Origin of the sequence: Stieleria neptunia (genome assembly GCF_007754155.1) — a bacterium.
GTDB classification, from domain to species: domain Bacteria; phylum Planctomycetota; class Planctomycetia; order Pirellulales; family Pirellulaceae; genus Stieleria; species Stieleria neptunia.
This window is the reverse complement of record NZ_CP037423.1, coordinates 6,542,960-6,555,796: the sequence shown is the minus strand read 5'-3', so window position 1 is coordinate 6,555,796 and position 12,837 is coordinate 6,542,960. Positions and strand designations below refer to the sequence as shown.

General features: G+C 59.3%; 7 protein-coding genes. 3 read left to right on the top strand and 4 right to left on the bottom strand.

The window, feature by feature from the left end; genetic code table 11:
• Positions 1–55 precede the first annotated feature (55 nt).
• Positions 56–1,033, top strand: a complete 978-nt coding sequence (locus Enr13x_RS22825; RefSeq protein WP_231743718.1) for a transglutaminase-like domain-containing protein — start codon at positions 56–58, stop codon at positions 1,031–1,033.
• Positions 1,034–1,451: 418 nt separating this feature from the next.
• Here Enr13x_RS22825 and Enr13x_RS22820 read toward each other — a convergent pair whose 3' ends face one another.
• Positions 1,452–3,599, bottom strand: coding sequence for a family 16 glycoside hydrolase (locus tag Enr13x_RS22820; RefSeq protein ID WP_145389179.1), 2,148 nt, complete (start codon positions 3,597–3,599; stop codon positions 1,452–1,454).
• A 217-nt stretch (positions 3,600–3,816) separates the two neighbouring features.
• Between Enr13x_RS22820 and Enr13x_RS38190 the strand changes: the two genes are divergently transcribed.
• Positions 3,817–5,790: an alpha/beta hydrolase fold domain-containing protein gene (locus Enr13x_RS38190; protein WP_231743717.1), complete on the top strand. Its 1,974-nt coding sequence runs from the start codon at positions 3,817–3,819 to the stop codon at positions 5,788–5,790.
• A 270-nt stretch (positions 5,791–6,060) separates the two neighbouring features.
• Here the strand turns inward: Enr13x_RS38190 and Enr13x_RS22810 are convergent, their stop codons facing one another.
• Complete coding sequence (locus Enr13x_RS22810; protein WP_145389178.1) at positions 6,061–7,950, bottom strand: sulfatase-like hydrolase/transferase; 1,890 nt, start codon at positions 7,948–7,950, stop codon at positions 6,061–6,063.
• A 286-nt stretch (positions 7,951–8,236) separates the two neighbouring features.
• On the opposite strand from Enr13x_RS22810, the gene Enr13x_RS22805 reads away from it, so the two are divergent.
• Positions 8,237–10,213 carry a serine/threonine-protein kinase gene (locus Enr13x_RS22805; protein WP_197455291.1) on the top strand — a complete coding sequence of 659 codons (1,977 nt, stop codon included), beginning with the start codon at positions 8,237–8,239 and terminating at the stop codon, positions 10,211–10,213.
• Here Enr13x_RS22805 and Enr13x_RS22800 read toward each other — a convergent pair.
• Positions 10,128–10,844, bottom strand: a complete 717-nt coding sequence (locus tag Enr13x_RS22800; protein ID WP_145389176.1) for an RNA polymerase sigma factor — start codon at positions 10,842–10,844, stop codon at positions 10,128–10,130. The genes Enr13x_RS22805 and Enr13x_RS22800 overlap by 86 nt on opposite strands.
• 77 nt (positions 10,845–10,921) lie before the next feature.
• Positions 10,922–12,478, bottom strand: a complete 1,557-nt coding sequence (locus Enr13x_RS22795; protein WP_197455290.1) for a DUF1559 domain-containing protein — start codon at positions 12,476–12,478, stop codon at positions 10,922–10,924.
• Positions 12,479–12,837: the final 359 nt, after the last annotated feature.

Here is a 12,837-nt window from a genome sequence, read left to right as displayed (position 1 = left end):
TCGATCCTTCGTAGGCAGATACCCATTCCCGACCGGCACATCCCTAGGCAATTCCATGCGATTTAACGATTCGATCCTTCGGCGAGCTTGGATGAAACGCTCGGCGCTGTGGGGCGCCGCAGCCGTCGGCTCGATCGATTCCCTTGTTGGCTCGTCGGCCAACGCCCAGGCACTGGTGTACGAAGAACAGCCGATGACCCATTGGCGGATCGGTCTGGTCTTGACCACACCGGTGACCTGCACCAACGTCCTGGCGACCTTTCCCGTGCCCACCGACTGGCCCGAACAAACGGTCACGGTGCGGAATCAGAACATCGCCCCCCAAGTCACACGTTGGGAGGTGCGCGAGTTGGGCGGAGGCACGAAACAGGTCGTCTTGCAAATGCCGCGCGTCGCTGCCGGATCGACGGTCGAATTCACCATCGACGTCGATATTCAGCGTTCGCGCATCCTGCCCCCGGATGACACGTCGACGCTGGTGATTCCCAAACGACTTTCACGCGATCTGAAACTTTACACCGGCAACAGTCCCTTCATCGATGCCTCGCACCGCTCGATTCGCGAGGCAGCGAATGAAGTTGCACAGATGGAAGCGGACAACGATTGGCGGCGCGTGGAACTAGCCTATGACTACGTCCGCGACAAAGTGCAGTACGTCGAAGGCGATCTGAAAAACGCCTCGTTGGCGCTGAAAGAGGGCAAAGGCGACTGCGAAGAAATGACCAGTTTGTTCGTCGCGATTTGTCGCAACTTGAAAATTCCCGCACGTGTCGTCTGGATTCCCGATCACTGCTATCCCGAGTTCTATCTCGAAGACGCCGATGGAAACGGGCACTGGTATCCCTGTCAAGCTGCCGGGACCCGACAATTCGGACGCATGGACGAGACACGCCCCGTGCTGCAAAAAGGTGACCGTTTCAAAGTCCCCGAAAAGAAAACGCCGGTGCGATACGTTTCCGAATTCTTTCGCTGTGACCGCAAAGGACGCGGAACCCCCAAACCGACCTTCATCCGCGAACGGTTGGACGGCTAAGACCTGAGCATGGCACGGGGGGGAGTGTTGGTGTGCAGGCTTCAGAGACCGTCCAGCTTAAGACGATCGCTTTTCTGATGTACGATGGCCCTTCCGGGCCGTCGCCCGTGGGGCTCTGCGCGACGACCTAGAAAGGACGTCGTACACCCCTCCGCCGACCACCTCTCACCCAATCGGTCAGATCATTCAGATTTGTCGCGTTTCGCGCTAGCCCTAAGCTGGACGGTCTCTTCAGCCGCCCACCGTCGCTGCTTCGCAGCGACCGGTTTTGCGAGTACGATGGCCCTTCCGGGCCGTCGTCCGTTGGACTCGCGACGACGACCTCGAAAGGACGTCGTACAACGCTCCGCTGACCACATCACACTCAAGCGGCTCAAAGCGAAACACCCACGGATCGGCACGCACAGCGTGCCCTACTTCACTCGTCCTCGACCGGAAACACAAACTCGCTGACGGTTTCTCCGTCGACCTTGTGATGCCGCAGCGTCAAATGCGGCTCTTTCTCGTCGCCGGTGTATTGCAATTCACCGGACAGGAATCCGCCGGCGACGCGTAGGAATCGGTGTTGCGGCCGCTGGTCGCCGGGTTTCCAGCCCAGTTGATGTTTCTCGCTTCCCGGGCCGCAGCCGAATTCCCAAAGCTTGGACTCCGGGTCAAACGACGCGTATTGCCAATGGCGGTCGCCACAGAGCACGATCACATTCTCGAGCGTCGCCAGCTTGGCGCGAATCTCATCGCCTTCGTAGGCAAAGATCTCGTTGGCGTGATTGTCCTTCTTGTTCGCCCGGTCGGGGCCGACGACAGGCGTCGGGCTGCAGATCACTTTGAATTTCGCGGTCGATTCATCGAGCGTTTTGAACAGCCATTCTTTTTGCTCGTCACCCAGAATCGTCTTCTCCGGTCCGTCCGGCATGGAATTGGGACTGCGGTAGTCGCGTCCTTCCAAGAACCAGACTTCCAGATCACGCCCCCACCGGACGCTGGTGTAGCGTGGGGTTAACGACGGAAATTGTTCTTCGTTGAACAGTTTGACCCCCTGCTCGAAACTGACCGACCCATACGTTTGTCCGGCCCAGCAATCATTCTTCAACGTGTCGTGGTCGTCTTTCAAAAAGTAGCTGGTCGTTCGGCTGTAGAAGTCTCGGTTTCTAGGCAGGGCAAAGATTCGACCCCATTTGAAACGCATCAATTCCAGCGTCATCGCCCAGGGATCGGGTTGGTCGTAGTATTCGATGTCACCGGCGTGGACAATGAAATCCGGTTGCATTTTGGTCATCGTCGGATAGATCTTGTGGCCTTTCATCCCATCGTCGCGGCGGATGAAATCATGACAGGTCGTGATGCAAAACTTGACGTCCTTTGCTGCGTTGACCTTCGGTGCGGTTCGAAAGGCCCCGCGGAGGACCGCCGTGGTTTCGTCGCCGTCGAGTGACTGGGCTTCGATAATGGCGGCGTACTGTGTGTCCGGTTTCAAGCCCTCGATCTTCCACTGGGCCGTGAAGTCACTCTCGGGGCCTGTCGTGATCCAATCGGTGGTCTTGGTTGCGTACCGTTGTTTGCCGGGAAAGTACATCAGCCGAACGCGTCCGGCCGCCCCCGGGCATGCCCCCAGCATTTGCGAAAGCGTTGCGCCCTGGGGAAGTTGTTCGCCGAGCAGTTTTTCGGGATCGGTCTTTTTAGACAGCTTTGACGCGTCGCTCCTGGAGATCGAAACAAATTCCTTGCCATCGGCGACGAAATCGGGTCGGGCGGTCGTGCGTGTCCAGATCACAATCGAATCTTGATCCGCCCAACTGTTGCGCATCGCATTGCCGAGAAACGGCCCTGTCGCGGTCGGAGTTTCGAGATCGGTGGGGTCGACGTCTTTGGCGGTGAACTGAAACTTTCGATAGGCCGCTTTCCCGCCGTGGTCGGTCAGCATGATGCGGTCACCGGGCTTGGGGCTGCCAAAATCCTCTGAACCATAGAACTTGCTCAGCGCGATCGTCTTGTCCCAACTCGGTCCGGTCGTCTTGGCAGCGGCAACCAGCTGACCGTTCAAGTAATGTTCCAGTCGATGGCCGCTGGCGACGACACGGGACTGGTTCCACTGGCCGACCGGATGCAGCACCTTTTCGGCCCCCGGCGCGACCAGATCGTAGATCGACGCCGTGCTGCCCTTGGCCAGACTGGTCGGTTTGTCGTCGATGATCTGATACTCGATCCCCAGATAGTTGTTGCTGAACAGGTGCCTGCCGAACCGGCGGACGCGGTACTTCAATCCCGTGTTCGTTTTTTCTTCGATCTTCCATTCCCACGACAATTCAAAATTCGGCGGCAGCGGGCCGCTGACAAGACTGCCGTTGCCGCCACGCGGATGGACCAACCGGACCTCCCCGTCGGCAAACTCCCAACTGTCGGTCACCGGCTTTTTGTCGAGCGTTTCCCAAAACTCTGGCGTGGCAAAGTCGAGCTTGTCGGCGGATGGCGGGGCAGCAGTTCTGGGGTCTTCGGCGATGGATGCATTGGAGCCAATTGACGACGCCAAAAGAAAAACCAATAGCGGAAAACTCTTGAATCGGATCATGAGCGGATGCGTTCGGTGGGGCAGGGGAATGGAAGGGCGTTTTGGTTGGAGGCTGGTGTCGACAGCAAGGCGCACGATCACTCGGCGTCGCTCGAAGACACGAGGCTGCGGTGGGGCTATACTCTAATCCATTCCCGCCTCCAGCGTGTTCCACGCTCCTTCCGTTTTCTTTCCCGCTTTGGTGGCCCACATGTCCCACAGAATTCCCGTTCTTCTGGTGCTGATCGCACTCATCGCGATCCCCGATTCCGGCCTCCAGGCCCAGGACCAAGAAACCGAAACAAAGATGCGCGACGCCGGAGCGGCGGTCGAGGTGTACAAGACCACCGAGGACGCCGAGGGGGCTCCGGTGTCGTTGAACGCGTACGTTTTTTATCCCGCCGATCACAAACCGACCGACCGGCGTTCGGCCATCGTTTTCTTCTTCGGCGGCGGATGGAAAAATGGCACGCCGAACCAGTTCGTCGAGCATTGCAAGTACCTTGCTTCACGCGGTATGGTCGCGATGACGGCCGACTATCGTGTTCTCAATCGCCAAGGGACGAAGGCACTGAAATGTGTCGCCGACGGCAAATCGGCCGTCCGCTGGATCCGCCAGCAGGCCGATCGTCTGGGTGTTGATCCCGAACGAATCGTCGCCGGCGGAGGCTCAGCCGGAGGACACGTCGCCGCGTGCACCGGCGTGATCAAAGGGTTGGACGAATCCGGCGAAAACACGTCGGTCAGCAGTCGCCCCGACGCGCTGGCACTGTTCAATCCGGCCGTCGTCTTGGCCGGGATCGATGATCGGCCGCCGCTAGACCCGGAAAAGGTCGCCGGCCTTCCCGAACGAATGGGCACCGATCCCAAAGCACTCTCGCCCATCCACCACATCGGTGCGGAGGCTCCGCCAACGATCATCTTCCATGGGAAAGCCGACGCGACGGTCCCGTATTGGACGGTCCAGGAGTACTGCGGGGCGATGGAAAAGGCCGGCGGTGACTGCGAACTGGTCGGATTCGAAGGCCAGGGACACGGATTCTTTAACCACGGTCGCGGCGACAATTCCAGCTACGAAACCTCGATCCGGCAGTTGGACCGATTCCTCGTCAAACATGGTTTTTTGGAACCACCCCGTTCCCAAGATTCACCACGATTGACCACCATTGATCTTAGCAACGACGTCGACCGTCAGGTGATCGTCGATCGCGAGCCGGGGCAATACCTCGGACACCCGACCACGTGTTTGTTGGAAGACGGCAAGACGATGCTGTGCGTGTATCCGAAAGGGCATGGCCGCGGCGGCATCGTTTACAAACGCAGTGACGATGGCGGACTGACGTGGAGCGACCGATTGCCGACCCCAGAGAACTGGTCGACGTCCAAGGAAGTCCCGACACTTCACCGCGTGATCGGCCCCGACGGCACCAAACGCATCATCATGTGGTCCGGGCTGTATCCGGCTCGACTGGCGGTCTCGGAAAACGATGGACTGGATTGGAGTCCGCTGAAACCCGTCGGCAATTGGGGCGGGATCGTCGTGATGGGATTTGTCGAAGCGCTCCAGACCGGACCCGGCCACTACCTGGCGATGTTCCATGACGACGGGCGGTTCTTCGCCGCCGATGGAAAACGCTCCGATACCTTCACGCTCTACAAAACCTTCTCCACCGACGGCGGCCTGACTTGGTCAGCCCCCCAGTCCGTTTATCAATCCTCCGACGTTCATCTTTGCGAACCCGGTTGCATCCGCTCTCCCGACGGAAAACGGCTGGCGGTGCTGCTGCGCGAAAACGCCCGGCGAAAGACTTCACACATCATCTTCTCCGATGACGAAGGCAAAACGTGGTCGTCGCCTCGGGAAGTACCGCTTGCCCTGACCGGAGACCGCCACACCGGAAAGTACACTGCCGACGGAAGACTGTTCATCAGCTATCGTTGCCAGTCGCCCGTTCAATCCCGCAAAGATCGCGTTTTCGAAGGCGATTGGGTGGGCTGGGTCGGAACCTGGGACGATCTTGTCGAAGGCCGCGACGGCCAATACTTTGTGCGCCTGGGCGACAACACCAAAGGCGCCGACACCGCCTATCCCGGCGTCGAAGTGTTGCCGGACGACACCATCGTCACCACCACCTATGGCCATTGGACCAAGGGCGAGCAGCCGTACATCCTGAGCGTCCGGCTGAAGCTGAGCGAATTGGACCGTCGGTAGGGCATGCTGTGCAGGCCATGCGTCACCCCGAAAGGGGTGAAAGCCAGTAGCCGGTGGTCGCGATCGCGCACCACCGGAAACCTCGACCAAATGACGGTTTGACCCCGACGGGGTCACAGCGATTTCTGCGATGCGCGTCGGGGTCATGCTGTCGCTTCGTTTCGACCCCGGCGGTGGTCGCTGCGCTCGACCGCCGGCTACTTGCTGGCTATCCCTTTCGGGATACGAAGACAAAGAGAGAGCCTGAGCGTTGTGCGTCCCCTGGCAACGTCAATCCACCACATTCGCCGTCCCGTTGAGTTCGTTCAAGGCTCGATTCATCACGCGAACACGGTACTTGCCGTCGGAGTTGAAGCCTTTTTGATACTCCAATCCTTGCCGCATCGGATCGATCACCGGCCGCGCCTGGTCGTCGATTTCGTCCAGCACGATGGCCGCCTGCAACCGCTCCCACTGGGCGCCGGTGGTCATTTCATGGATCAAAACCGGTAACGCCTGATCGGGCAACTCCATCCGGCACAGCGCTCGTGCGGCTGCGGTCCGGACCGCCGAGGAGCGATCGGTCAACAACTTTTTCATCGGTTCCACCGCCGCTCCCTTTGCCGCCACGCCCAGATTGCCGATGCCGGTGGCCGCCCAATAGCGAATCACGCTATCGCCGTCGTCGGCAGAATCGACCAGCTTTTGGAGCGCCGACGGTCCGCTGGAAGCGGCGACGGCGATGTCACCGAGTTGCGCGTTGTAGCGTTCCGCGTCGGCCTGCCGGAGGATCGCAAATTCACTGCCCAATTCTTTTGCTCGTTCGGCAATGATCGCTTCGGGGATCAACCCCAAGTCTCCCGTTTCGCCGATCCACTCGGTTTGTGCTGCACGCATTCGTTTCAACACATCGGCATAATCACTGTCGCCCGCCAAATTGTTGACCTCGTGCGGATCGGCCACGCAATCGTAGAGTTCCTCGACCGGCTTGGTCGGCGAGAAATAGTATTCCGCTTCGGCCGTCAACTCGCCGGCGTCATGCAAGCGACGCAACTCACGCATCGTGGCACCTTTCTCGCAGGTGTTGATGTACTGGTAATAGCTTTTCAGTGGTTCAAAATTGCGGAGATAGCGGAAGCGTTTGTCGCGCACCATGCGGATGATGTCGTAGCGTTCGTCCATCCGGTCGCGGGCCCCGTAAACGTATTGCCGCGCCGCCGGCAGGTCTTTGCCCAAAAATGGTTGTCCCTGGACGTGGGGCGGGACATCCAGTCCGGCGAGGTTCAAGACGGTGGGGCCGAAGTCGATCGAGCTGACCAGTCGATCGGAGACCTGACCGGGGGTGCCCTGTCCGTCAACGCGATACGCCTTGGGAATGCGAACGACCAGTGGAATGTGCGTGCCCGAATCGTACAACCAGCGTTTCGCCCGCGGCAGCCCAACGCCGTGATCGGACCAAAACATGATGATCGTGTTCTCGTACAAACCGTCGTCTTTCAATTGGCCGATCAGTTTGCCGACCCAGTGGTCCATGGCCGTGATCAGTTCGTAATTGCGTTTCCAGTCTTCGCGCGTGACCGGTGTATCGCAGTAGTACGGCGGCAACTGCAACGCGGCAGGGTCTTGACGCTGGTCGTCGGTGAGAACTTCCGTGACGGATTCGTATTTGCTTTTGGATGCGATGCCGGATTCGTGGCAACCGGTGAAATTAAAAACGGAGAAGAACGGCGTCGCGTCATCGCCGCGGTCGCGCCAATGTGCCTTGCCCGATGAAACGTCCCAGGTGTCGCGGGGCGTCTTGAATTGGTAGTCCTGTTTGGAGTTGTTGGTGCAGAAGTAGCCGGCGTCGCGGAGGTATCGGGGAAAGGGACGGATCGAGTCGGGCAGCGTGGCCGTGCACCGCATGTGATGCGTCCCGAGCGTCGTTTGGTACATGCCTGTGATGATCCCACTGCGGCAGGGCGCGCACACCCCGGCGGTCGTGAACGCGTGGGTGTATCGAACGCCCTCGCCGGCCAATTGATCGATGTTGGGCGTGATCGCGTGCGGGTCTCCGTAGCATCCCAGGTGTGCACTGATGTCTTCACAGGAGAGCCACAGGACGTTGGGACGCGAATCGGATGCGAGTGAAACGGAAACACAGCAAGCGACAAAACAGGATGGGAGAAAAAGTCTGAACATGTCGGGGGCGAGGCGGGATACCGGGAAGGGAAGACGGCGCCGGAACGTTGCGGCGCGACGCGTCCATGATAGCCCCTCGATCCGGCGCCGTCGCAGGAGATTGCCGAACGGTCCGGCACTCGAGTGCTGCGCTGTCTCGGGAAACGGACGCCGGAGGGAAAATACGTCGCATCTGATTTTTTCATTTTTTCTCGCAACATCCGTTCGGTCGCCACGATCATCTGAGCAGCGGGCATTTGCGAGGCGTGACCGCAAGTCGCGATCCCATCGCCGATTGGAGAGCTCGATGACGACTGAACTGATTCGGCCTTTGCGTTCCGAGATCAAATCCACCACGCCCCAGTCACGCGTGCCATCGGAGACGCGAAGCGGAATGGCGCCCAGCCTGCCCGAGATGATTTCAAAGTCACGGCGGCTCGCTTCGGCGTTTTCAAAACTGGGGCATTGCATCGGCGACTTTCAACTGGTCAGCTTGGCCGGTGAGGGATCGTTCGGCAAAGTTTTCTTGGCACGACAGCGTTCGCTCGATCGCGACGTTGCGCTAAAGATCACCGCGGACTTGGGCCACGAGGGTCGGACGATGGCCCGTCTGGAACACTCGCATGTCGTGCAGGTGTTTTCCGAAGAGGTGGTTTCCGATCGCGGAATCCGGCTGCTGTGCATGCAATATGTGCCTGGGGGAACCTTGCATGATGTGATTCGGGGTTTGAGTTTTCCGGGCCGAAAGCAATGGGACGGAAACGCGATCCTGGACATTGTTGACGATCTCAACACGCATCCGGCCGTCATGGATCCGGCAAGTCTAAGAAGCCGCGAGCAGTTGGCTCAGTGCAACCGCGACGAAGCCGCCTGCTGGATCGGTCAACAACTGGCCGAAGCACTGTCGTATGCGCACGGGCGGGGCGTGCTGCATCGGGACATCAAGCCCGGCAATATCATGGTCAATCAATACGGAAAGCCGTTGTTGATGGATTTCAGTTTGTCATTGCCCGCGGCGGACGTTTCGAATGATCGTGACGCCATTTTTGGTGGGACGATCGGCTACATGGCACCCGAGCATTTTGACGCCCTCAATCCCCATCACCCCAGCGGTCCCGATCAAGTCACCGAGCAAAGCGATCTCTATTCCCTCGGCGCGGTGCTGCTGGAGTTGGCGATGGCGGGCCATGAACGCACGCGCCCTGAAGTGGTCCAACCAGGCAACGCGAATGTCGCACCGGCTCTCCGTCGCATCATCGGTCGCTGCCTCGAACCGAACAAACAGGATCGGTATTCTTCGGCGAAAGAACTTGCCGACGCATTGTCGGGCTGCTTCGAATTGTTGCGCGTCGAACGCTCCTTGCCCGCCAAGGGAACGCTCACCGCCGTCGCCCAAAAGTACCCGCTGTGGTTTATTTTGCTGTGCACCTGTGTTCCGAATCTGACCGCCAGTGCCATCAACCTGCTGTACATCGGTGTGGTGGTGATCAAGGACCTGACGTCGGCGCAGCAGACGGCGTTTTTTCAGATGGTCGGTGGGTACAACGTCGCCGTGATCTCGCTGATGGGCGTGATGCTGCATCGAACCTTGTTCCGGGCCGCAAACAGTTGGCAAAAATTGCGCGGCGATCGATTGCTCGGTGCCGAAGAACTCCGCGAAGCCAGGCGACAAACGTTGCGTCTACCGTTCTGGACCTTTGTCCTCGGCAGCGTCGGGTGGCTGCCGTTCGCGATCACGATTCCGTTGGGCATGGAGTTGCTGGCCGGACCGGTCGACCGTGGCGTGATGCTCCACACCGGCGTCGCGTTTGTGGTGACGGGGCTGGTCGGCATCGTGACGAACTATTACGTCGTTGCATTTGTCGTCTTGCGAGCCGTCTACATGTCGCTGTGGCGTGACGTTGATCGATTACGAGAAACGGCGTCGAACGAGATCGCCGACGTTCCGGGCAAAAATCGCATCTGCCAGATCATCGCCGGCTTGACCCCCTTGGGCGCCGCAACGCTGTTGATCTTGGTCGGGCCAGAACACTTCACCGCCGACAGCTACCATCAATTTCGTCACACCGTGGTGGTCCTGATCGCCCTGGCGATGGCCGGCTTTTGGCTCAGCATGACGGCCACCGCGTTTCTGAACGAGGTGGTTGCGGTGATGACGGTGAAACCACCTGCGAAAACCGATGCCGGCACGGGAAAGCTCATGTCTTGGGTTCGCAGTATTTTAGCAACCGCAACGTTCGCAACTCCTGCCGAAGCGCTTCTTCGGTCGGGGAATCAAGAGTAGCAGCGACCTCATCGGCCAGCAACTTGGCAAACTTGTCGCGGGCCCGATGCAGCGTCACTCGGTAGCGGTTTGCCGAAAACGGGCTGTCCAGCAACTCCTGGACGAGCCTGCCTTTTTCGGCTGCCGACAGGTCTTCGTTTTCGACGTGGATTCGCAACACCGCAGCGAGCCTTGCGTTCACGTCATCGAGTGCAGTCCAGGTCTTTTGCAACAATTCATCACGCCAGCAATCGATGAATTCACGCTCGTCGCCGACCGCGGCAGAGACGTTGTTGTCGGCCAGCGAATCGGCCAACGCCGGCGGCAGTTCTGCATCGCGGCGATTCCGGTAGTAGTCCCTGGCCAAGTTGACCAGGACGGTTTTGAGATAGTCTCGGAACCTGCCCTTGCTCGATTCGGCGTGACGCAAATCACCACGCAAAACGCGCAGTGCCAATTCTTGAAACAGGTCTTCGGTGATTTGTTCGTCGCGAGTGACGGCCAGCAAATAACGCCATGCCGCTCCGCTGTAGCGGTCGACCAGCGCGTGTCGCGCCGACGTGGCGGATGTGTCCTCACCCGCATGCGCCCGGCGGATCAAACTCCAACGGGTCGCGATGTCGCGGATTCGTGTCGGGTCATCACGTTCCATTGAATCCCACCAGGTGTGCCGATTGGATGGCTGCGATGGACAACCCGCTGCCCATCGCAGTTCAGGCGGCAGGCTGCTCAAAAATTGACCGGTTCTGCCCCGGCCCGCGTCAACAGTTTTTTGAACACTTCCGGATCGATCGCATCGGCGATGAACCTCACCGCACCGTCGCCCATTAACACGTGAAAGCCACCCGGACGGCTGTCACCCGTTTCTGCCAGCGGATCGGTAAGGTCAATTTCCAAGTCCACCGGTTTGGTCCACGGTACGGCGGCCTGCGAACTGCTTTCGATCGCCATGATCGTATTGGAGAGGCCATCACGCACGTCGCGGAACGCGGTTGGACCAGCATCATGGAACATCAATTCCTCTCCCTGGGGCACCTGAAACACGGTGTGTCCCGGGGGAACGATCGCGCTGGGATCGGCGTAGGTTCTCGGCATCTGATCCAACAACGGGCGGTTGTTGGGGCTGTCCCAAGGTTCATCCAAATGGAACTGCTCGTAGAGCGCCTGCTGTTCGATGAAGGGCAAGATGGCGACCCGCCAACTGAGCAAGGCTTTTCCGTTTTCATCTCGGATCGCGCGATCGGGAAGGCTTTTGTAAACGGAATGGTAGTTATGCATGGCCAAACCGATTTGCTTCAGTTCGTTGCTAGCCTGCATGCGACGTGCGGCTGCGCGTGAGGCTTGGACCGCGGGCATTAGTAGACCGACAAGGACCCCGGTGGTGCCCATGTTGCCGGAGAGTCGCACGGTGACGACCTTGCCCTTGCGTTCGGGACGAATCATCGCGGCAATCTCCGTGCCCAGCCGTTCGATGTACTTTGCCATCGCCTGGTTGACCGGATCTTCGCCTTGGACGTTGTTCATCATTTCGGATGTCGCGATCATGCGCCCGAAATCGATCGCCTGATTCAGCGCGTCCTCCAACTTGGCCGCGGAATCATCATCGCGTCCGATCGCCGAGATCATCAACGATCCGGACATCGGTGCGTAGTCCATGTTGACGTACAACGCATCGGTCAGTTCGCCGATCTCGGTCAGATCTCTCAGTGGAGGCGGCAATAGCCCGGCGTTTTGTCGCAGCATGCCGGTGACCAGGGGGCGGATCTGTTGCATCCCGGCGACCAGTGTGACACCGTTTCGGCGCGGGATCCGTGAAACCAGACTTGGCACTTGCCCGGTCCCACCCTCACCGGCGGCCAGCATCTTTGTCAGGTAGCCTCCGCTGCCGACCAGAATCGTGCGTGGACCGGCTTGATGAAGCCGAACGATCGGCGGGCGTCGACTCTCGTAGACCTCCAGCCCGTCGACTTGTTTCGCTTCAAGCTCATTGAGAATCATCGGGTTCAATTGACCGATGCCGGTGTCGACGTTGAACTGAATCACCGCGCCGGCCTGCGGGCCCATCGGGCCGGGCATGCCGACGATGACTTTGACATCGTCGATATTCAGCGGGTCGACGCCGACATACTGCATGCCCGCGGCTTGCGCGACTTCGATCGGGGCCAATTCCCACTCTGGTGAAGTCAGCATTTGGCGCGGAGAAAGAAACCCGGCGGCGACCGCGTCGTCCGGGATGTACTGGCTGGACAGTTTTTCGGCGGTTTGTGCCGACGAAACGGATGGCATCAACAAAACCATCCAACACAGCCCACAGGCTGTGATCGAGCACAAAGTCTTGCGGGAAATCATGGTTGTCTCCGGACGTGGGGAATCGAGCTGAGGCAATTCTAACGGATTCCCGGCAGACCATTCATCCAGAGACCGATCAATCCGGGCCACGTGATTGATTTTGTGTTTTGGCAACCAAGGTGCAATCGCGGTCAAGCGTTTGGCCGGTTGACCGGTGCTTCGTCTGACCGGTCCTTCGTCATGCATTGCACGCTCCGCAAGCAGCCCTGCACCGACCTTACGCAGCGGTGCTGCCAGACCGATTGAGTGGAACACGAAACCGAACCGATTTTTTCTGCCGTCGACATCGACAAATC

Coding starts and splice junctions, on each gene's coding strand:
- Enr13x_RS22795 (WP_197455290.1), bottom strand. CDS start 12,478: ATGCCATCCGTTTCGTCGGCACAAACCGCCGAAAAACTGTCCAGCCAG.
- Enr13x_RS22825 (WP_231743718.1), top strand. CDS start 56: ATGCGATTTAACGATTCGATCCTTCGGCGAGCTTGGATGAAACGCTCG.
- Enr13x_RS22820 (WP_145389179.1), bottom strand. CDS start 3,599: ATGATCCGATTCAAGAGTTTTCCGCTATTGGTTTTTCTTTTGGCGTCG.
- Enr13x_RS22800 (WP_145389176.1), bottom strand. CDS start 10,844: ATGGAACGTGATGACCCGACACGAATCCGCGACATCGCGACCCGTTGG.
- Enr13x_RS22810 (WP_145389178.1), bottom strand. CDS start 7,950: ATGTTCAGACTTTTTCTCCCATCCTGTTTTGTCGCTTGCTGTGTTTCC.
- Enr13x_RS22805 (WP_197455291.1), top strand. CDS start 8,237: ATGACGACTGAACTGATTCGGCCTTTGCGTTCCGAGATCAAATCCACC.